Source organism: Pseudomonas sp. CNPSo 3701 (genome assembly GCF_028674975.1).
Lineage (GTDB): Bacteria > Pseudomonadota > Gammaproteobacteria > Pseudomonadales > Pseudomonadaceae > Aquipseudomonas > Aquipseudomonas straminea.
The window spans coordinates 43566-65213 of the sequence record NZ_JAQZSI010000008.1 but is presented as its reverse complement, the minus strand read 5'-3'; the positions used below and the strand labels follow the sequence as shown (position 1 = coordinate 65213).

The window sequence follows — 21648 nt, the reverse complement described above, 5'->3', positions numbered from 1 at the left end:
CTGTACAGCCCTGACGGGCTGCTTCATGCTGTGCTGGCATAGCGATATGAGGTTCGTATGCCCCGCACCGCCGAACGCTTGCCGTTCTGGACTTGGTGGTTGCCGTTGCCGGCGTTCCACCTTGCTACACAGCTGTCTCTGACTACTCAGTTCGAAGACGGGCTGGGCATTCTCTATCTGCCGTTCGCCCTCGGACTGGTGCTTGTGCTCTGGTGGGGACCGCGCGTGCTATGGGCGCTCTACGCCAATGCCGTGCTCTCCACGCCACTGTGGGGATTGGACTGGCACCAGGCGCCCCTGAATGCGTTGCCGGAAACCCTGGGCGTGGCCAGCTGTTACCTGCTGCTGCGCTGGCGGCCGTTCGATGCGGCCTTGCCGGACATCAGCCATGTGCTGCGCTTCATCCTGCTGGGCGTCTTGTTGCCGGCGGCGCTGGCCTGCGGGCTGCTGGTCGGCTGCCGCCTGCTGCTCGGTGGGCTGACAGTGGCACAGGTGCCGCAGCTGGTTCTGACGCTTTGGATGGTCGACAGCCTGACTTCGTTGGTGATTTCCATCCCACTGCTGACTTACTTCAGCCCCTGGTTGCGTAGGCGCGGCTGGCTGGTGCCGGCCGACGGCATCGTCACCCCCCCGCAGCAGGTGCCCGTGGCCTTGCGCACGCTACCCTTGCTGTACGTACTACTGCCGGTGCTGGTTTGCTTGCCGGTGTTGCTGGAGCTGTTGCCGTCCACGTTGAAGATGCCGGCCGTGGGCCTGGTCATGCTGGGGCTCGCGTTGGTCTGGGGATTTTCTGGGGCTGTGTGCGGTGCGGCAATCAGCGCGGTGGCAATCTTGGTGTTGCCCTGGTTTCATACGATCACAGCGGGTGACAGCTGGATTGATCCACAGCGCTTGGAACTGCACTTCGGCATCCTGCTATTCATTCTGGCGGCGCTGTTGATCGGCCGCAGCCTAACCGATCTGCGTCTGGCGCTTGCCCATAGTGCGCTGGTGCGGCGCCAGCTGAACCTGGCGCATTCGGCGCTGGATGCCAGCCCGCTCGGTGTGCTGATCGCCGACGCGCGGCAGGCCGAATTGCCGCTGATCTACTGCAACCCGGCCTTCGAGCAGATCACCGGGCGCGAGGCCGACGCGACCCTCGGCCTGAGCCTGCTCGACCTGCTGCGTGGCGAGAAGCGCCACGAGGGCCTGCACGTGCTGGAAACCGCCATTCGCCGCGAGGTGCCCGGCAATGCCGTGCTGCGCTTGCAGCGCCAGGGCGGCGAGGCGTTCTGGGGCGAGGTGATTCTGGCGCCGATGCGCGACGAACTGGGCGTCAGCCACTTCATCGTCATGCAGCAGGACGTCAGCGCCCGCGAGCAGCTGGCCCAGGACATGGTGCGCCAGAGCGAGACCCTGCAGCAGCAGAGCCACCTGTTCACCCAGACGGAAAACATCGCCGACCTGGGCGGCTGGTCGCTGAACATGCGCGACATGAGCATGTACTGGAGTGCCGGCTGTTTCGCCATCTACGAGCTGGACCCGAAAAGCGGAGCGCCGTCGTTCGAGGAATCGCTGAGCCAGTTCGATGCAACGGGCCGCGATTTGATCGTGCGCACCCTGCAGCAGATGCACGCTGGGGACGACCAGTTCGATATCGAGGTGCGCGCCAACACTGCCAAGGGTCGCACACGCTGGGTGCGCTTGCTGGGTGTTGCCGAACGCGACGGCGACCAGCTGGTGCGCGTCTACGGCGCGGCTCAGGACGTCACCGCACGGCGCCGCACCGAGCAGCAGCTGCGCGAGCGCGATGAGCGCCTGCGCCTGTTCTTCGAGACCCCGCTGATCGGCATGGCCCTGATCACCCCGACCCACAGCTGGTCCGAGGTCAACCTCAAACTGTGCAACATTCTTGGCATGAGCCGCGAGCAACTGCTGGAGTCCAGCTGGACGCAAATCAGTTGCGAGGAGGATCTCGATGCCGAACAACCGCTGCTCAATGATGTGATGGCGGGGCGCCGTGAAGGGTTCGAGCGCGACCGTAGCTTCCGGCGTGCCGATGGCAGCCTGGTGCCGACCCGGCTCAACCTGCGTGCTGTGCGCCGCAGCGACGGCGGGGTCGGCATGTTTGTGCTGCTGGTTGAAGACATCAGCGCCCGTTACGAGGCTGAGGCTCGTTACCGTACCGTCGTCGAACACGCGCCCGAGGCGATCATGCTGTACAGCGAGGAGGGCGGTCTGGTCGATTTCAACGGCAATGCCCTGCGCCTGTTTGGCTATCCCCGGGAGGAGCTGCTCAATCGCCGGCCCTTCGAGTTGAGTCCGGAGCGACAGGCGGATGGCCGCCCTTCGTTCGACGCCGCCAAGCACTACCTCGAAGCGGCGCTGGCTGGCGAGGTGCCAGTGTTCGAGTGGCTGCACCTCGATAGTCGCGGGCGGCAGTTCCCCTGCGAGGTGCGCCTGGTGCGGCTGCCGGGTGAGCCTGCACTGATTCGCTGCAGCGTGACGGATATCTCCGAGCGTCAGCGCTACCAGCGTGAAATCGAGCGCCTGGCCTATAGCGACGAGTTGACCGGTCTGCCCAATCGCCGCCTGATGCTCGACCGCCTGCAGCACGCCATGGACCGCGAGATCCGTCAGGGCAGCCTGGGTGCTCTGCTGTTCATCGATCTGGATCACTTCAAAACCGTCAACGACAGCCTCGGTCATCTGGTTGGCGACAACCTGTTGCGCGAAGTGACCGAGCGCCTCGAAGGTCAACTGCGCACCGAGGACACCCTGGCGCGCATGGGCGGCGATGAGTTCGTGGTGCTACTCGAAGGCCTGGACGCCAATGCCCAGATCGCTGGCGAACAGGCCGCCATGGTCGGTGAGCGTTTGCTCAAGAGTTTGGAACCCTCTTGCGTGATCGACGGCCACGAGCTGTCGATGAGTGCCAGCATCGGTATCGCCCTGCACCCCTTTGGTGAACAGAACGCCGCCGACGTGCTCAAGCAGGCCGATACCGCCATGTACCGTGCCAAGCAGGCCGGGCGCAACGCGCTGCACTTCTTTGCCCCGGAGATGCAGGCGGCAATCGACCAGCGCCTGCAGCTGCAGGGCGAGTTGCGTCAGGCGATTGCCCGCGATCAGCTGTACCTGGTGTTCCAGCCGCAGCTGCAACTGGACGATGGCCAGTTGATCGGCGCCGAGGTGCTGGTGCGCTGGGCGCATCCGGAGAAGGGCGAAATCCTGCCCGGCCAGTTCATTCCGCTGGCCGAGGAAACCGGGTTGATTCAGGACATCGGCCACTGGGTGCTCGAGCGCGCCTGCGCCACGCTGCAAGGCTGGCGCCTAGAACATCCGGACCTGGTGCTGGCGGTCAACCTCAGCCCACGCGAACTGCGCAGCCAGGATTGCGCCGAACGCGTACGCGGCTGCCTGGAACGTTATGGCGTGCCGGCGGCAGCGCTGGAGCTGGAGCTGACCGAGGGCGTACTGCTCGAAGACGTCGAGCAGTGCATTGCGAACATGCACGCGCTCAAGGCGCTCGGCGTACGCTTCTCGATCGACGATTTCGGCACCGGCTATTCCTCGCTGACCTACCTCAAGCGCCTGCCCCTGGATCGCCTGAAGATCGACCGCAGCTTCACCCAGGACCTGGGCATCGGCGGCAACGGCAGCAACGTGCTACTGGTGGAAACCATCTTGATGATTGCCCGCAACCTGGACCTGGAGTGCGTGGCCGAAGGCGTCGAAACGGCCGAGCAGCTCGAACACCTGAAAACCCTTGGTTGCGAGTTTGGCCAGGGTTATCTGCTGGGCCGGCCGATGGTCGAGGCGGATTTCATGGCACGGGTGGCCTCGCGAGGCTAGGGTCTGTACGAAAAGCCTCCGAGCGAAGGTACTTTTCGTACAGAGGCTAGGCGTCACCAGCTCACCGTATCGCCCTTTAAGTGCGCTTGGCGGCCATACGGCCAGGCGAAGTTGGCGTCGCCGTGGCCGCTGGGCAGCTCGCCATACAGCGGGATGTCGAAGGGCGACAGGTATTCGCCGATGATTTCTTCGATGCTGTGCTGCACGCCGCGCCGTGGGCAGTCGGTGAAGCTGCCCAGGCATACCGCGGCCGGGCGGCGCTCGCCAAAGCTCTCGAACAGTTGCCAGAAGCTGCGCTCCAGGCGGTAATACGGCTCGCCGACGTCTTCGAGAATCAGGATGGCATCAGCAGGCAGCTGCATACCAGCCACGGTCCCACAGCCGCTGGCCAGGGCGGTAAGGTTGCCGCCGACCAGTGGGCCATTCACGGCCGTTTGCGGGCCGCTGAGGTGGCGCACCGGCAACGAATGGCTGCGGCTCTGTAGCAGATCCCATAGCGAACGCATGGAGGCCAGCCGCTCGCGCTGACCGGTTGGCGCAGCCATGGCCTGCAGGCCAAGGGCGGTGGCGACCGGGCCGTGGATACCAGGCAAGTCATGGCGGGCGAAGGCGTCGAGCAGCACCGACAGGTCCGAGTAGCCGATCAATGGACGCGGTGTGGCGTTCTGCAGCAGACCCCAGTCGATGCCCGGCAGTAGTTGCGCGCTGCCGTAGCCGCCGCGCAGGCACCAGACGGCGTCGACATCCGGCAGGCTGAATGCTTCGTGCAGATCCTCCAGGCGCTGCGCCGGCGTGCCGGCCAGATAACGATGGCGAGCGCGTACGTGGCGGCCCAGGTGGTAATCGATACCCTGTACGTCGAGCTGTGCCAGGGTCGCGTCGAAAACCTCGTCGGCAATTGCCGAGGCGGGGGCGATCAGGGCCACGCGGCCAGTGTAGGGCGTGCTCATCCTTTACCTTTGGTGCGTGTCAGGTTGGGGCCGCCGTTCTTTTCCAGGTAACCGATGATCATCCCGGCAACGTCCTTGCCGGTGGTCACTTCGATACCTTCCAGGCCCGGCGAGGAATTCACTTCCATCACCAGCGGACCGTGATTGGAGCGCAGGATGTCGACCCCGGCCACCGACAGGCCCATGACCTTGGCGGCGCGGATGGCGGTCATGCGTTCTTCCGGTGTGATCTTGATCAGACTGGCGGTGCCGCCGCGGTGCAGGTTGGAGCGGAATTCGCCAGGTTTGGCCTGGCGCTTCATCGCTGCGATGACCTTGTCGCCGACCACGAAGCAGCGGATGTCGGCGCCGCCGGCTTCCTTGATGTATTCCTGCACCATGATGTTCTGCTTGAGGCCCATGAAAGCCTCGATCACCGATTCGGCGGCCTTTTCGGTTTCGCACAGCACCACGCCGATGCCCTGGGTGCCTTCGAGCACCTTGATCACCAGCGGCGCGCCGTTGACCATGTCGATCAGGTCGGGGATGTCGTCCGGCGAGTGGGCAAAGCCGGTCACCGGCAGGCCGATGCCACGCCGCGACAGCAACTGCAGGGAGCGCAGCTTGTCCCGCGAGCGGGCGATGGCCACCGATTCGTTGAGCGGCACCACGCCCATCATCTCGAACTGGCGCAGCACCGCGCAGCCGTAGAAAGTCACCGAGGCGCCGATACGCGGGATCACCGCGTCGAAGCCTTCCAGCGGCTTGCCGCGGTAATGGATCTGCGGCTTGTGGCTAGCGATGTTCATATAGGCGCGCAGGGTGTCGATCACCACCATTTCATGGCCGCGCTGCTGCCCGGCTTCGACCAGGCGACGCGTGGAATACAGGCGCGGATTGCGCGACAGCACAGCGATTTTCATTGGGCACCGGTCGGGTCGGGAAGCACGGGTTTGTCTTGTACGTAGCTCAGCGCCGGGTTGACCACCAGATGGCCATCCACCAGCGCCTTGGAGCCGAGTAGCATGCGGTAGCGCATGGTCTTGCGGCTGGCCAGGGTGAACTCCACCGGCCACAGCAGATCGCCCAGCATCAGGCTGGTGCGGATCACGTAGCGGGTCTGGGCCTGGCCATTGGAACTCTTGATGGTCTTGAGCGCGACCAGGCGCGCTTCGCAGCGGTGGCGGCGCTGCACCTGGGTGCCGATGTAGGCGGTGAAGCGCACCCAGCGTTCGCCGTCGCGCTCGAAGGGCTGGATGTCACTGGCGTGCAGGCTCGACGTGCTGGCGCCGGTGTCGATCTTGGCGCGCAGGCCGACGATACCCAGCTCCGGCAGGTTTACCCACTCGCGCAGGCCGATCACGTTGAGGTGGTCGAAGGTTTTCAAGAACGCATTCCGTCCTTAACTAAGGCGAATATGGCGCGCATGGTACTGAAAATCCACTGCGCTGCACGCGGTTCAGTGGGCTGTTTTCGCCGGCGCCCAGGCGGCTTCGGCGATGGCTGGCAAACCCCTGAACTGCGGCTTGGCGAACAGGTAGCCCTGCATCAGGTCGATGCCGCTGGCGGCCAGAAAATCTCGCTCGCCCGGCGTTTCGATGCCTTCGGCGATCACCTTTACACCCAGATCATTACAAATGCTCAGGATGCCGCGCACGATGGCCTGGCGCGCCTTGTCCTGATCGACGTTGCGGATCAGCGCCATATCCAGCTTGATCAGATCGGGCTGGAAATCGGCCAGCAGGGTAAGACCCGAATGGCCGGCGCCGAAGTCGTCGATGGCGGTCTTGAAACCGAACTCCTGATACTGGCGCAGGATATTGGTCAGGTGCCTGCTGTCAGCCATGTGGTCGCTTTCCAGGGTCTCGAAGATCAGCCGGTCGAGGGGGAAGTCATGTTCGCGCGCCGCCTCCAGGGTGCTGCGGATGCACAGCTCGGGGCGGTATACGGCGTTGGGCAGGAAGTTGATCGACAGGTAGCTGGCCATGCCCAGTTGCTTGGCTTCGGCGATGGCCTGGGTGCGGCAGCGCTGGTCGAAGCGGTAGCGGTTGGCGTCGTTGACACGATCGAGCACTGACAGCGCGCCTTCGCCGGCCGGGCCGCGCACCAGCGCCTCGTGGGCGAATACCTGGCGGGTGCGCACGTCGATGATCGGCTGGAAGGCGAAATGAAAGGCGAAGTCCAGCTCGGTGCTGCCCTGGCAGCCACGGCATTTTTCGGGGTGGACGAGATCGCTGGGAAAGTGTGTCACCGCTGCTCCAGAATGAGGATCCCTCGGGCTTGCATGCATCGGACAATGCGCACAGGCTGGAGTGTGGAAAGAATTGCAATGATAGTCAGCAATGAGTGAGGTAAGGGTGGCAAAGCAGGATGCCGATGACAAGGTTCGCTTGGATAAATGGCTGTGGGCCGCACGCTTCTACAAAACCCGGGCGCTGGCCAAGGCGGCCATCGAAGGTGGCAAGGTGCATTGCCGGGGCGAGCGCTGCAAGCCGGGCAAGGAGCCCAAGGTGGGTGAGGAATATGTGATCCGCACCGGTTTTGACGAGCGGACCGTAGTGGTGCAGGCGCTGTCGGTGGTGCGCCGCGGGGCGCCTGAGGCGCAGACGCTGTATGCCGAGACCGGCGAGAGCATCGTGCGCCGCGAGAAGGCTGCCGAGCAACGCAAGGTAGGTGCCCTGGGTGTGCAGACCGATGGCCGACCGAGCAAGAAGCAGCGCCGCCAGCTGTTTTATTTGCGCGGCGGTTCCGGGGAATGGGTGGAGTAGGGCAGCCTGATCGAGCCGGCTGCCCGGTCGGGCTCAGCGCCCGCTGACGACTGCGAAGACGCGCAGCACCGGCACGCGGGCCAGAATCCGCATCAGCGGAACAGTGGCTCGCTCGATGGCGGCGCTGGCGCGGTAGGCCAGCGGTGTGTAGCAGCTCCAGGCGATGCCCAGCACGCTTAGCAATACGCCGCCGACAAAGGCGTCCGCGCCCCAATGGGCGCCGGCGACCAGGCGCGGCAGCATGCCGATCACCGCCACTGTCCAGACCAGCAGGCGGCGCCAGCCGCTGACGAAGAAGCTGCAGAACATCGCCCAGATCATCAGCACCGAGGCGTGATCGCCCGGGAAGCTGCGCGTGGCGCTGTCCTTGAGGTTCCAGCGCTCTTCCCAGGCCGGGAACATCTCGGTCAGCCGCGCGCTGCCTTCAACCTGTAACGAAGGGCTCGCATGCTGCCAGCCCATGTACTCGACCAGATCGGAAAAGCCCACGCGCATCAGCAGCATGACGATCAGCGCGACCAGAAAGGCGTACAGCCCGACGCGCACCTGATTGGCCGGAAATACCAGGCCGGCGCGCAGCATGATCGCCAGCATCACCACGCCGACGCCCGCATCCACCGGGCGCATGCTGCCGATGGCCCAGATATGCGCCCAAAGGCCGCCGGCATGTACCGGGTCGTTGAGCAGGTGGAACAACCACACGTCGAACTGATTCCAGTACGGACGGGTGACCGGCCATAGCCAGCTGGCGAACAGCACGGCGATGAGCAAATGGCTGATGAGCAGGGCGCGCGGGCGCCATTGGGCGTTGAGAGCGAGTTGCATGATGGCGGCTCGAGGAAAACCGCTGAGTGTAGGCAGCCGGCGCACGCGGCAGCGCGATATCTGGCTTTCGTTCAGGTGGCGTTCAGTTATCGAGGGTTTTCCACTCTATCGCCTGCGGCTTGGTCGGCGCCGCGTTTGCGCCTAAAATTGCCGGCCCCCAGTCCAGCGGGTGCACCCCCTGGTCTGTCTTGCATCCATCAGCAGGCGATCCGATATGTCCGACTTCACCCAACGCTTTATTTTCGACGACACCGATGTGCGCGGTGAACTGGTCGGGCTGTCCGGCAGCTATCAGCAGGTGCTGGCCAAGCACGATTACCCGCGCCCGGTGGCGCAGCTGCTCGGTGAACTGCTTGCCGCGGCATCGCTGCTGGTCGGCACCCTGAAGTTCGACGGCCTGCTGATTTTGCAGGTGCGCTCCGAAGGGCCGGTGCCGCTACTGATGGTGGAATGCTCCAGCGAAGGCGACGTGCGCGGTATCGCTCGCTACGAAGCCGAGCGCATCGCCGACGGCGACGGCCTGGCTCAGCTGATGCCCGAGGGCGTGCTGGCGATGACCGTCGACCCCACTCAGGGCCAGCGTTACCAGGGCATCGTGCCGCTGGAAGGCGCCACCCTGGCCGAGTGCCTGACCTCCTATTTCGCCACGTCCGAGCAACTGGCCACGCGCTTCTGGCTGTGCGCCGACGGTCTGCGCGCCCGTGGCTTGCTGCTACAGCAGCTGCCGCCCGATCGTCTGACCGACGATGAAGAGCGCGCTGCCAGCTGGGAGCACCTGGTGACCCTGGCCGACACCCTGCAGAACGAGGAATTGCTGGGCCTGGACAACGAGACGGTGCTGCACCGCCTGTATCACCAGGAGACGGTTCGCCTGTTCGAGCCGCGCGGCATTCGCTTCCGTTGCAGTTGCTCGCGTGAACGCTCGGCCAAAGCGCTGGTCAGTTTAGGGCGGGCCGATGCCGAGCTGCTGCTCAGCGAGCATAACGGCCGCGTGGAAATCGACTGTCAGTTCTGCAACGAACGCTACGGCTTCGACGCCGCCGACATCGCTCAGCTGTTCGCGGGTGGGGGCAGTCAACAGCCCTCCGACACCCGTCACTGAGGGCTGCCGGCAACGCGCAGGCTGTTCTGAATGGGGGCTGCACCCGTGGCCCGCTTTTCTGGCATAATCCGCGCACTTTTTTAGCTGTAGTCCTGCCTCGCGCATGGCTACAAACGTTTGGAAGACTCGGCCAATCGGCCGACGGGGACTCAAATGACGCAAGCCAACAACGCTGTGTACACCGACATCAGCACTGCCCAACTGGTCGAAGAAGCCCTTCGTCGCGGTGAAGGCGAACTGGCGTCCACCGGTGCTCTGGTTGTACGCACCGGCCACCGTACCGGGCGTTCTCCGGTCGACCGCTTCATCGTCGACGAGCCGAGCACTTCGGCCGACATCGGCTGGGGCCCGATCAACCGCAAGTTTCCAGCCGACAAGTTCGATGCCCTGTGGGATCGCGTCCAGGCGTTCTCCGATGCCCAGGACAGCTTCGTTTCCCACGTCCATGTAGGTTCCGCCGAAGCTCACTACCTGCCCGTCAAGATGACCACTGCCACCGCCTGGCAGAACCTCTTCGGCCGTCAGCTGTTCATCGAGCCGGCCCAGTACAACCCGTCCGGCAAGCAGGAGTGGCAAGTTCTCAACGTTGCCAACTTCGAATGCGTGCCCGAGCGTGACGGCACCAATTCCGACGGCTGCGTGATCATCAACTTCGCCCAGAAGAAGGTGCTGATCGCCGGCATGCGTTACGCCGGTGAAATGAAAAAAGCCATGTTCAGCGTGCAGAACTTCCTGCTGCCGGCTGCCGACGTGCTGCCGATGCACTGCGCTGCCAACATCGGCGAAGAAGGCGACGTGACCCTGTTCTTCGGTCTGTCCGGCACCGGCAAGACCACCCTGTCCGCCGACGAGTCGCGTTACCTGATCGGTGACGACGAACACGGCTGGGGCGAGGGCGTGGTGTTCAACATCGAAGGCGGTTGCTATGCCAAGTGCATCGACCTGTCCGAGAAGAACGAGCCGGTGATCTGGAAAGCCATCAAGTTCGGTACCGTGCTGGAAAACGTGGTGCTCGACGAGCAGCGCAAGCCGGATTACACCGACGACAGCCTGACCCAGAACAGCCGCGCCGCCTACCCGCTGGAATTCGTCGAGAAGCGCAGCGAGAAGAACCTCGGCGGTGAGCCGAACGCGGTGATCTTCCTGACCTGCGACCTGACCGGCGTACTGCCTCCGGTGTCGATCCTCAACAACGAGCAGGCGGCCTACCACTTCCTGTCCGGTTACACCGCGCTGGTCGGTTCCACCGAAATGGGTTCGGGTAGCGGCATCAAGTCGACCTTCTCCACCTGCTTCGGCGCGCCGTTCTTCCCGCGTCCGGCTGGCGTCTACGCCGAACTGCTGATCAAGCGCATCCAGGCCTTCGGCTCCAAGGTGTACTTGGTCAACACCGGCTGGACCGGCGGCGGCTACGGCGTCGGCAAACGCTTCAACATCCCGACCACCCGTGGCGTGATCGCGGCGATCCAGAGCGGCGCGCTGATCGGTACCGAAACCGAGCACCTGCCGATCATCAACCTGGATGTGCCGAAGTCGGTTCCGGGCGTCGAGACCAACCTGCTCAACCCGCGCAACACCTGGGCTGACAAGAACGCCTACGACGAGGCCGCCAAGGGCCTGGCCAAGCTGTTCATCGACAACTTCACCAAGTTCGATGTCAGCGACGCCATCAAGAAAGCCGGCCCGCAGCTGTAAGCTGACCCGCGCTTGCTGACAAAGCCGCCTTCGGGCGGCTTTGTCATTTATGGTGCAACACTTCTCATGGCCCCCGGGCGGCTGTGCGCTGTGAAACGCCTGCCACACAGGGTTACGGTTATTGGCCATTCAGCGGTCAATGGAGTGACAGCTTATGTCCACGCTCAAACGCGTCTTCGGTTTCGATCAACTGCGTCCCGGCCAGGAGAAGGTAATCAGTGCCGTGCTCGCTGGCCGTTCGGCGGCGGCGATCTTTCCCACCGGCTCGGGCAAGTCCCTGTGCTATCAGCTGCCGGCCCTGCATCTGCCGCACCTGACTCTGGTGGTATCGCCACTGCTGGCGCTGATGCAGGATCAGCTCGCCTTCCTGCACCGTCACGGCATCAGCGCCGGCAGTATCGATTCGGCGCAAAGCCGCGAGCAGGTCAGCGAAACCATGGCCAAAGCCAAGGCCGGCGAGCTGAAGATCCTGATGATCTCGGTCGAGCGCCTGAAGAACGAGCGCTTTCGCAACTTCATCAGCGAGGTGCCGATTTCCCTGCTGGTGGTCGACGAGGCCCACTGCATTTCCGAGTGGGGCCACAACTTCCGCCCGGATTACCTGAAGCTGCCGGACTACCAACGCCAGTTCGCCATTGCCCAGGTGCTGCTGCTCACCGCCACGGCAACGCCGCCGGTGATCGCCGACATGCAGAAGAAATTCGCCATCGCCGCCGAGGACGTGGTCACCACCGGTTTCTACCGTCCCAACCTGAACCTGCTGGTCGAGCCGGTGGCCGGTCGCGACAAGCAGCGGCGCCTCGAACAATGGCTTGGCGCCAAGGCCGGCGAGCCGAGCATCGTCTACGTCACGCAGCAAAAGACCGCCGAGCAGGTCGCTGAACAGTTGAGTCAGCAGGGCTTGTCCGTCAGCGCCTATCACGCCGGTATGGGCCACGAGGTTCGCGAGGCTATCCAGCGCCGCTTCATGGCCGGTGAACTAGGCTGCATCGTCGCCACCATCGCCTTCGGCATGGGCATCGATAAGCGTGACATCCGTAACGTGGTGCATTTCGATCTGCCCAAGTCGGTGGAGAACTACAGCCAGGAGATCGGCCGCGCCGGTCGCGATGGCGAGGCCTCCGACTGCCTGGTGCTGGCCAACCGCGACAGCCTCAACGTGCTGGAGAACTTCGTTTACGGCGACACGCCGGAGCTGAGCGGCATCGTGCGGGTGCTCGAGGAAATTCGCGGCAACAGCCACGGCGGGCAGTGGGAGATGACCATCAATGCCCTGAGCGACCACAGCAACATCCGCCAGTTGCCGCTCAAGACCCTGCTGGTGCAGTCGGAGCTGCGCGGCATCATCGCGCCGCGCTACGCCTATTTCGCCGAGTACCGCTTCAAGTACCTGATCGAGTCGGACGCGTTGCTGGCGCGCTTCGAGGGTGAGCGGCGGCAGTTTCTAGAGGCCATCTTCAATGCCTCGGCGCGGGCGCGCACCTGGTGCACCGTGGATTTCGACGCGCTGTACAGCCAGCATCAGGCGCCGCGGGCGAGGGTGGTCAAGGCGCTGGATTACCTGCAGGAGCGCGGCTGGATCGAGCTGGAAAGCAAGCAGATGACCGATGTCTACGCGGTGCTGCAGGCGGACTTCGACGTGCAGGCGCTGGCGGCAGAGCTGCACGCCTATTTCGTCGCTCAAGAAGCCAGCGAGATCCGCCGCATCCAGGCCATGCTGGCGCTGTTCGCCAGCGAGCAGTGCCTGAGCCAGCGCCTGGCCCGCTATTTCGGTGATGAGCAGGCGCCGGCGCATTGCGGCCATTGCTCGGTGTGTCGTGGCCAGGTTGCCCAGCTGCCGGAACCACCGCCGCTGCCGCCTCTGGCCGGGCGTGACCAAGATGACCTTTGCGCAGCGTTCATCGCCGCTCACCAAGCCGCGCGCGGTGGTGAATTGCCTGGTAACGAATGCCTGGCGCGCTTTCTCTGCGGCCTCAGCGCGCCACTGTTCACCCGCTTGAAAGCCCGGCAGATCAAGGGTTTCGCCGCGCTGGAGGATTATCCCTACGGCGAGGTGCGCGCCTGGCTGGCGAGCGGCTGACGGCGCGCGGCGCAGGTCGGCCTGGTGTCGTAGGCCATACTGCAAGGCTTCGATCTGCGGAAGCCTTTCCATGACCCTTTCCCTACCCCAGCGCCTGGGCCGCGCCATCAACGCGCAGCCCAGCGAGCTGGCCGCGGCGCTGGCCGGTTTTGCGCTGTTCTTCTGCCTGTTCTGTGGCTACTTCATGCTGCGGCCGATCCGTGAGTCGATGGGCATCCAGGCCGGGGTGGAAAACCTGCAGTGGCTGTTCACCGCCACCTTCGTGGTCATGCTGCTGGCGGTGCCGCTGTTCGCCTGGCTCAACTCGCGGGTGCCGCGCATCCATTTCATCGACTGGGTATACGGCTTCTTCTGCATCAACCTGCTGGGCTTCGCCGCGGCCTTCAGCCTGATGACCGAAAGCCTGTGGCTGGCGCGCACGTTCTATGTGTGGATCTCGGTCTACAACCTGTTCGTGGTGTCGGTGGCCTGGAGCCTGATGGCCGATGTGTTCGACTCGCCCCAGGCCAAGCGCCTTTTCGCCTTCATCGCCGCCGGTGCCAGCGTTGGCGGTCTGGCTGGGCCGGCGCTGAGCACATTATTGGTCGGCAGTATCGGGGCCAGCGGCCTGGCGCTCCTTGCGGCGCTGTTGCTGGCCGCAGCTTTGGCGCTCAAGCATTACCTGATGGCCTGGCGCGAGCGTTCAGGCGCCGGGCGACCGGGCGCCAGCCAGGCGGAAAGCCCGCGGCGCCCGGTGGCAGGCAATCCGTTCAGCGGCATGATGCGGGTGTTTACCTCGTCCTACCTGCTGGGTATCTGCGCCTTCGTCATCCTGCTCGCCACGGTCACCACCTTTCTGTACTTCGAGCAGGCGCGGCTGGTCGCCGAGCTCTTTCCAGACCGTGACGAGCAGGTGCGGGTGTTCGGGCTGATCGATTTCGTGGTGCAGGCCGGCGCGCTGCTGGCCCAGGTGTTCATCGCCAGTCGTGTGGCCCAGCGCATGGGCGTGCGTACCTTGCTGGCCGCGGTGCCGATGCTGATGTGCGTGGGCTTTCTCGCCCTGGCCCTGGCGCCGACCTTCGCGGTGCTGGCCGGGCTGATGATCGTGCGGCGTATCGGTGAATACGCCTTCGTGCGCCCGGGGCGCGAGATGCTCTTCGCGCCGCTGGATGCCGAGAGCAAGTACAAGGCGAAAAACTTCATCGACTCCGTGGTCTATCGCGGCGGTGACGCGCTCAGCGGCTGGGCCAAGAGCTTGATCGACACGCTTGGCTACGGCGTGGCACTGATCGCGGTGATCGGCGCAGTCTGTGCGGCGATCTGGGGCGTGCTGGGCTGGTATCTCGGAGGTCGAGCCGATCGTGGTGCAGTCGACCTACCGGTGGCCGAGAGCGAGGCGGCGGTCAAGCGCTGATCAGCGTGCGTGCTTCGCTGAAGCAGGCCTCGGCCAGCGGCGAGCGGGGCGCGCCGCGACGCATGATCAGGCCCAGGGGCGCCAGGGTATGGGCGTCTTCGATGGGCGTCAGTACCAGCTCGTCAGTGAATTCGGCCAGGCCGTTGCGCAGCGGCATGATCGAGCAGCACAGACCGGCGCTGACGGCCTGCAGCAACTGGTGAACAGCGTCGGTTTCCAGCTTGGGCAACGGCGTCAGACCGCGGGAGCGGAAGCAGTGGTCGATGGATTGGCGAAAGTGCATGCCTGCCGACAGTAATCCCAACGGCAGGTCGATCAGGTTTTCCCAGCGCAGGGTGGTTTCGCTGAACTGGAAATGCCGGCGGTCGTACAGCAGGCCCATGCGCGTGGCCGCCAGCTCCAGGCTGTCGAAATGCTCGCGGTCTAGCCGGTCCAGATAGGAAAGGCCCAGATCCAGCTGATTGCTGCCCAGACGCTCGAGAATCTGGTCGCTGCTCAGCGCGAAGAGCTGAAAGCGAAGGCCCGGATGCTGCTCGGCGAACAGGCGCACCAGCTCCATGGGGTCGAAGCCGGACAGCGGCACCACGCCCAGGCGCAGGGTACCGACCAGTTGGCCGCGGCAGGCAGCGGCCTCGGCGTAGAGACCATCATGGGCGGCCATCAGGCTGCGCGCCCAGGCCAGCACCCGCTCGCCCTCAGCGGTAAAACCTTCGAAGCGCTGGCCGCGGCGCACCAGTTCCAGACCCAGTTCGTTTTCCAGGTTGCGCAGGCGCATCGACAGGGTCGGCTGGGTGACGTGGCAGCGCGCCGCGGCCTGGCCAAAATGGCGCGTTTCGTCGAGAGCGATCAGAAACTTGAGCTGCTTGATATCCATGGGCGCTCTATCTGGAAAGTAGGCGATGCCTGGGCGGCGCGGGCTGCGGGAAAATTCTAGCAGCCGCTTCAGGAGGTGACGGTGTCGTCCTCGGCCTGTGGATGGCGCTCGGCGACCCAGTATTCGATCAGGTCGCGCAGCTGCGAGAGCTCCACGGGCTTGGCCATGTGGCCGTCCATGCCGGCCTGGCGGGCGCGCTCCTTGTGTTCGCTGAGAATGTGCGCGGTTAGCGCGACCACCGGCGTGCGCGGACGACGCTCGGCGATTTCCCAGGCGCGCAGCTGTTCGGTGGCGGAAAAGCCGTCCATCACCGGCATTTCGCAGTCCATCAGCACCAGGTCGTAGCGCTGGGCCTTCATGGCGTTCAGGGCTTCCTCGCCGTTGCTCGCGGTGTCGGGCTGCAGGTTGAGCTTGCCGAGCATGCCGCGGATCACCTTGGTGGAGATGCTGTTGTCCTCGGCGACCAGAATGCGGAAATCACGCGGTACCTCCAGGGTCGCCGGGTTGGTGATGACCGGTGCGTCGGCGCCGTGCTGGCGCTGGGCGAGTTCGTCGGCCAGGGTGGCCTTGAGGGTATAGCCGGCCACCGGCTTGGCGAGGATGCGCTTGATGCCGGCGTTACGGGCGATGATCTTGCTCGGCGCGTGGCTGATGCCGGTGAGCATGATGATCAGGATGTCGTTGTTGAGGCTCGGGTCTTCCTTGATCTTGGCCGCCAGCTGCATGCCGCTCATGCCTGGCATGTCCTGGTCGAGCAGCACCACGTCGAAATACTCGCGCATGTGCGCCCGGGTGCGCAGCAGCGCCAGCGCCTCCTTGCCGGACGGCACGCTGCTGACGTTCATGCCCCAGGCGTTGCACTGCTGCAGCAACACCTTGCGGCAGGTGTCGTTGTCGTCCACCACCAAGAGACGAGTGCCCTGCAGGGCACCGTCTATATCGGTGTTTGGCTGCTGCAGGCGGGCATCGTCCAGCGGCAGGGTCAGCCATAGGGTGGAGCCCTGGTTGCCGCCACTCTGGATGCCGAACTCGCCGCCCATCAGCAGGATCAGCTGGCGGGCGATGATCAGCCCCAGGCGGCTGCCCAAACGGGTGGCTGACAGGAAGTCACGGCTCTGCAGTTCGGTGTTGAGCAGTGCGTCGCGCTCGGCGGCATCCAGCGGGTGGCCGCTGTCCTGCACGGCAAAGCGCAGGCGTGGCTGTTCGCCGCTGGTATCCAGGGCCACCACCAGCAGGATCTCGCCCTCGCTGGTCTGCTTGAAGGCGTTGTCGAGCAGGCTGAGCAGGATCTGCCGCAGGCGCGTCGGGTCGCCGCTGACGATGCGCGGCACCTGGGGTTGGATGAAGCTAATGAGCTCGATCTTCTGCAGCTCGGCCTTGGCGCGGAAAATGTCCAGGCAGTCCTCGGTCAGGGCGTTGAGATCGAACTGCACATCATCCAGTTCGATCTGCCCGGATTCCAGTTTGGATATGTCGAGAATCTCGTTGATCAGGTTGAGCAGTTCATTGCCGGAACTGTGGATAGTCTGCACGTAGTCGCGCTGCTTGGCCGACAGCGGCGTGCCGAGCAGCAGCTCGGTCATGCCCAGCACGCCGTTCATGGGCGTGCGGATCTCGTGGCTGATCTTGGCCAGGAACTCGGCCTTGGCCCGTAGCTCGGCGTCGTTGGCGGCCAGGGCGGTGCGCGCACGCGAGGCCGCGCGCTGGATGTGGCGCTGATGCTCGGCCAGGGCGGCGCTGAGCACCACGCCGCTGAGGGTGGCGATGGTGAATACGCCGATCACCAGCCAGCCCGGGTCGAGCTGGTCGAAGCCGAACAGGATGGGGATGAACAGCCCGAAGCCGACGTTGAACACTACCATGGCCACCACCAGCAGCCGCGCCGACTGGTAGCCGTTGTGCCAGTGCACGCCACTGACCACCAGCACCGCGAGGGTGCCGAGAAACACCATCAGGTAGACCACCGCGCTGTACCAGAGCAGCCCTGTGGTGACGATGGTCAGGCCCAGCAGCAGGGCCAGCAGGGCGTGGCCCTGCAGCACGCGGTTCAGCTTGCTGTCGCGCATCGGCGTCTGGCGGAAGAAACCGAGCACGAAGGCCGACAGGCTGAACGCGGCGAGCAGGGCGCTGCTGTCGGCGATCAGCGACTGGTTGTAGCCCAGCTGCGGCACCCAGGCCGCCAGCAGGCCCAGGTTGGCGGCGGCGCACACCGCCAGCCCGATATGCAGGGCAGCGAGCCACAGGCTGCACACCGAGCGCATGTAGGCGAAGCGGATCAGGTTGTAGATCACCACCAGCAGCAGGGCGCCGAGCAGCGCGCCGAACAGGTAGGCCGGGCGCTCGAGACTGACCAGCTCGGCCTCGTCGATGACCTTGAACCAGGCCATCAGCGGGTGGTTGGAGGTCATGCGTACATAGACTTCCCGGGCCTGACCGTCGTTGGGCAGCGACATCAGGTAGGCGCGCGAGGGCAGCGGGCGCGAGCTCATTGGCATCGACTCGCCGCTGTGCACGGTCTGCTCGATCAGCTCGCCGCGCAGCAGGTAGTAGTCGAGGTACTGCACCCGTGGCGCGAACAGCCACAACCAGTAGGGCGCCTGGTGTTCGGGCACGTCGAAGCGCAGCCACACCGCTCGGTCGCTGGGCGGGAAGGTGAAGGCAAGGTCGTCGAGGGGCAGGAACTGGTTGCGGCGGCTGCGTACGTCATCCAGGTTCAGCTGGGCGCTGTCATCGATGAACGCCGACCAGCCGGTGGCGTACGGCGTGGCTACTCGCTGCGCGGCTACGCTCGACAGGCAGAAACCGGCCAAGAGCAGGCTGACGAGTAAACCGATGGCAATCCTGAGCCGACGCACGTGGCAATCCCTTTGAGGTTATACGACCGGATTATAGTCAGCCGGTGTGGTGCCGACTATGCGAGCTGAAAGCCTATCCTGCCAGCCGGGCCGCGTGGTTGAACGGCCGGCTGTGGTATTGCCGATGGGCGGCATCGCTTGATGCCACCATCGTGTTACATCAGTTGTCGCCACGCTCGCGGGCAATGGCCCGGTAGCCGATGTCGTTACGGTGGAACATGCCGTTCCAGCGAATCTTCGCGGCCAGGCGATAGGCCTGCTGCTGGGCATCCGCCACGCTGGCGCCGATGGCGGTGGCGCACAGGACGCGGCCGCCGGCGGTGACCACCTGGCCATCCTTGAGCGCGGTACCGGCGTGGAACACCTTGCCTTCGAGCTGCGCAGCATCGTCCAGCCCTTCGATCACGTCACCCTTGGCGTAGTCGCCCGGGTAGCCGCCAGCGGCCAGTACCACGCCCACGGTCGGGCGCGGGTCCCAGGTCGCTTCGACCTTGTCCAGCGCCTTGGCCAGGGCGGCTTCGACCAACAGCACCAGGGAGCTTTCCAGGCGCACCATGATCGGCTGGGTTTCCGGGTCACCGAAGCGGCAGTTGAATTCGATGACTTTCGGCGCGCCGCTCTTGTCGATCATCAGGCCGGCATACAGGAAGCCGGTGTAGACGTTGCCTTCGGCTGCCATGCCGCGCACGGTCGGATAGATGACTTCGTCCATCACCCGCTTGTGCACCTCGGCGGTGACCACGGGGGCCGGCGAGTAGGCGCCCATGCCGCCAGTGTTCGGGCCGCTGTCAGCATCGCCAACGCGCTTGTGGTCCTGGCTGGTAGCCATCGGCAGCACGTTCTGGCCGTCGACCATGACGATGAAGCTGGCTTCCTCGCCGTCGAGGAATTCCTCGATCACCACGCGAGCGCCGGCGTCACCGAAGGCGTTGCCGGAGAGCATGTCGCGTACCGCCTCTTCGGCTTCACTCAGGGTCATGGCGACGATCACGCCCTTGCCGGCGGCCAGGCCGTCGGCCTTGATGACGATCGGCGCGCCTTTCTCACGCAGGTAGGCCAGGGCCGGCTCGACCTCGGTGAAGTTCTGATAATCGGCGGTCGGGATGTTCTGGCGGGCCAGGAAATCCTTGGTGAAGGCCTTGGAGCCTTCCAGCTGGGCAGCGGCGGCGGTGGGGCCGAAGATGTCCAGGTCACGGGAGCGGAAGAGGTCGACCACGCCCTTCACCAGCGGCGCTTCCGGGCCGACGATGGTCAGTTGCACGTTCTTCTCGGCGAAGTCGGCCAGCGCCTGGATATCCAGCACGTCGATGGCCACGTTCTCGCACTTGGCTTCAGTGGCGGTGCCGGCGTTGCCGGGGGCGACGAAAACCTTGGCGACGCGCTTGTCCTGCGCCACTTTCCAGGCCAGGGCGTGTTCACGACCGCCGCTGCCGATGATCAATACGTTCATGTCTCTCTCCCAATGGAGGCGGGCTGGTAGCCCGTTTGGTGGATAAGCGAAGCGTTATCCACCCTACAAATTCCGAGGTCGTGATCGGGCTGGTAGATGCAAGGCGCAGCTGGTTTCGATAAGCGGAGTTGCCTGGTGGCAATGAGCATTATCGGAGCCAGCTGCAACGCCGCAGATGCCTGTCCGAGTGCGGCCGATTTTAGTGCCGGAAATGGCGCATGCCGGTGAACACCATGGCAATCCCTGCCTCGTCGGCAGCGGCGATCACTTCGTTGTCGCGCATCGAACCGCCGGGCTGGATCACCGCGGTGATACCGGCCTTGGCGGCATTGTCGATGCCGTCACGGAACGGAAAGAACGCATCGGAGGCCATGACCGCGCCCGGTACCGGCAGGCCGGCGTGCTCGGCCTTGATGCCAGCGATGCGCGCCGAGTTGACACGGCTCATCTGGCCGGCGCCGACGCCGACAGTCTGGCGGTTCTTGGCGTACACGATGGCGTTGGATTTGACGAACTTAGCCACTTTCCAGGCGAAGATCAGGTCATGGATCTCCTGCTCGCTCGGCGCGCGCTGGGTGACGATCTTCAGGTCTTCAGCCTTGATCATGCCGATATCGCGGCTCTGTACCAGCAGGCCGCCGTTGACGCGCTTGAAGTCCCAACCTGCAGCGCGCTCGGTCGGCCATTCGCCGCACTCGAGCAGGCGGACGTTGGCCTTGGCGGCCACCACTTCACGGGCGGCAGCGCTGATTTTCGGGGCGATGATCACTTCGACGAACTGGCGCTCGACGATGGCCTTGGCGGTTTCGCCGTCCAGCTCGCGGTTGAAGGCGATGATGCCGCCGAACGCCGACTCGGTGTCGGTGGCGTAGGCCAGGTCATAGGCTTTACGGATGCCGCCTTCGTCTTCAGGCACCACGGCAACGCCACATGGGTTGGCGTGCTTGACGATCACGCAGGCCGGCTTGACGAAGCTCTTCACGCATTCCAGCGCGGCGTCGGTGTCGGCCACGTTGTTGAACGACAGTTCCTTGCCCTGCAGCTGCACGGCGGTGGCTACGCAGGCCTCGTCGGCATGCTCGACGTAGAAGGCCGCCTGCTGGTGTGGGTTTTCGCCGTAGCGCATGTCCTGCGCCTTGACGAACTGGGTGGTGAAGGTGCGCGGGAACAGGCTGCGGTCTTCGGTGGACAGGGTGTCGCGGCCCTGGTCGATGGTGCCCAGGTAGTTGGCGATCATGCCGTCGTAGGCAGCGGTGTGCTCGAAGGCCTTGAGGGCCAGGTCGAAGCGCTGGGCATAGCACAGGCCACCGATTTTCAGGGAGTCGATGACGGCTTTGTAGTCGCCGGCATTGACTACGATGGCCACGTCTTTATGGTTCTTCGCGGCCGAACGCACCATGGTCGGCCCGCCGATATCGATGTTCTCGATGGCGTCGGCCAGGTCGCAGCCCGGCTTGGCGACGGTGGCGGCGAAGGGGTACAGGTTGACGGCCACCAGGTCGATCGGCTTGATGCCGTGCTCGTCCATCACCGCGCCGTCGAGGGCGCGACGGCCGAGGATGCCACCGTGGATTTTCGGGTGCAGGGTCTTCACCCGGCCGTCCATCATTTCCGGGAAGCCGGTGTAGTCGGCCACTTCCACTGCTGCCACGCCGTTGTCCTTGAGCAGCTTGTAGGTGCCGCCGGTGGAGAGGATTTCCACGTTGAGGGCGACGAGCTCGCGGGCGAATTCGAGGATGCCGGTCTTGTCGGACACGCTGATCAGCGCACGGCGGACGGGGAGGCGGGTGGTCTGGTCGGTCATTACAGGATCCATCAGCAGGGGAATCAGTAAAAAGGGCGG

Annotated in this window: 15 protein-coding genes; 6 read left to right on the top strand and 9 right to left on the bottom strand. The window is 64.7% G+C overall.

The genetic code is table 11. The features are described from left to right. The first annotated feature begins 57 nt into the window (after positions 1-57). Positions 58-3834: a bifunctional diguanylate cyclase/phosphodiesterase gene (locus tag PVA39_RS20370; RefSeq protein WP_274125589.1), complete on the top strand. Its 3777-nt coding sequence runs from the start codon at positions 58-60 to the stop codon at positions 3832-3834. Positions 3835-3887: 53 nt separating this feature from the next. Here PVA39_RS20370 and PVA39_RS20365 read toward each other — a convergent pair whose 3' ends face one another. From PVA39_RS20365 to rimA, 4 genes are all read right to left on the bottom strand, one after another. Continuing rightward, positions 3888-4784, bottom strand: coding sequence for a S66 peptidase family protein (locus tag PVA39_RS20365; protein ID WP_274125588.1), 897 nt, complete (start codon positions 4782-4784; stop codon positions 3888-3890). Then, on the bottom strand, positions 4781-5686 hold the full coding sequence (rimK, locus tag PVA39_RS20360) for a 30S ribosomal protein S6--L-glutamate ligase (RefSeq protein WP_274125586.1): 906 nt from the start codon (positions 5684-5686) through the stop codon (positions 4781-4783). Before rimK ends, PVA39_RS20365 begins: the two co-directional genes overlap by 4 nt. Continuing rightward, positions 5683-6150, bottom strand: a complete 468-nt coding sequence (rimB, locus tag PVA39_RS20355) for a retropepsin-like aspartic endopeptidase RimB (protein ID WP_093507110.1) — start codon at positions 6148-6150, stop codon at positions 5683-5685. Before rimB ends, rimK begins: the two co-directional genes overlap by 4 nt. Before the next feature lie 72 nt (positions 6151-6222). Then, positions 6223-7014, bottom strand: coding sequence for a S6 modification regulatory phosphodiesterase RimA (gene rimA / locus PVA39_RS20350; RefSeq protein ID WP_093507108.1), 792 nt, complete (start codon positions 7012-7014; stop codon positions 6223-6225). A 91-nt stretch (positions 7015-7105) separates the two neighbouring features. Between rimA and PVA39_RS20345 the strand changes: the two genes are divergently transcribed. Next, positions 7106-7531, top strand: coding sequence for an RNA-binding S4 domain-containing protein (locus PVA39_RS20345; RefSeq protein WP_443200993.1), 426 nt, complete (start codon positions 7106-7108; stop codon positions 7529-7531). A 33-nt stretch (positions 7532-7564) separates the two neighbouring features. Here PVA39_RS20345 and PVA39_RS20340 read toward each other — a convergent pair whose 3' ends face one another. Further along, complete coding sequence (locus PVA39_RS20340; protein ID WP_274125585.1) at positions 7565-8356, bottom strand: phosphatase PAP2 family protein; 792 nt, start codon at positions 8354-8356, stop codon at positions 7565-7567. A 214-nt stretch (positions 8357-8570) separates the two neighbouring features. Between PVA39_RS20340 and hslO the strand changes: the two genes are divergently transcribed. The 4 genes from hslO to PVA39_RS20320 all read left to right on the top strand — a co-directional run bounded on the left by hslO (position 8571) and on the right by PVA39_RS20320 (position 14626). Continuing rightward, entirely contained in the window at positions 8571-9458 is an 888-nt protein-coding gene (gene hslO / locus PVA39_RS20335; RefSeq protein ID WP_274125583.1) for an Hsp33 family molecular chaperone HslO, read from the top strand. A gap of 153 nt (positions 9459-9611) precedes the next feature. Further along, positions 9612-11153 (top strand): phosphoenolpyruvate carboxykinase, encoded by a 1542-nt coding sequence (locus PVA39_RS20330; protein ID WP_027904942.1) that lies wholly within the window; start codon positions 9612-9614, stop codon positions 11151-11153. A 154-nt stretch (positions 11154-11307) separates the two neighbouring features. After that, the gene (locus PVA39_RS20325; protein ID WP_274125581.1) at positions 11308-13233 is read left to right on the top strand and encodes a RecQ family ATP-dependent DNA helicase; all 1926 of its coding nucleotides are present in this window, start codon (positions 11308-11310) and stop codon (positions 13231-13233) included. Between the two features lie 70 nt (positions 13234-13303). Further along, positions 13304-14626, top strand: a complete 1323-nt coding sequence (locus PVA39_RS20320; RefSeq protein WP_274125580.1) for an NTP/NDP exchange transporter — start codon at positions 13304-13306, stop codon at positions 14624-14626. On the opposite strand, the gene PVA39_RS20315 is transcribed toward PVA39_RS20320, so the two are convergent. The 4 genes from PVA39_RS20315 to purH all read right to left on the bottom strand — a co-directional run bounded on the left by PVA39_RS20315 (position 14616) and on the right by purH (position 21609). Further along, a complete protein-coding gene (locus PVA39_RS20315) occupies positions 14616-15500 on the bottom strand; it encodes a LysR family transcriptional regulator (protein ID WP_027909685.1) in 885 nt (294 codons plus the stop codon). The genes PVA39_RS20320 and PVA39_RS20315 overlap by 11 nt on opposite strands. Positions 15501-15568: 68 nt before the next feature. Then, the gene (locus PVA39_RS20310) at positions 15569-18355 is read right to left on the bottom strand and encodes a hybrid sensor histidine kinase/response regulator (protein ID WP_274125579.1); all 2787 of its coding nucleotides are present in this window, start codon (positions 18353-18355) and stop codon (positions 15569-15571) included. 160 nt (positions 18356-18515) lie between these two features. Further along, positions 18516-19805 (bottom strand): phosphoribosylamine--glycine ligase, encoded by a 1290-nt coding sequence (gene purD / locus PVA39_RS20305; protein WP_027909687.1) that lies wholly within the window; start codon positions 19803-19805, stop codon positions 18516-18518. Positions 19806-20004: 199 nt separating this feature from the next. Then, positions 20005-21609: a bifunctional phosphoribosylaminoimidazolecarboxamide formyltransferase/IMP cyclohydrolase gene (purH, locus tag PVA39_RS20300; protein WP_147177500.1), complete on the bottom strand. Its 1605-nt coding sequence runs from the start codon at positions 21607-21609 to the stop codon at positions 20005-20007. Positions 21610-21648: the final 39 nt, after the last annotated feature.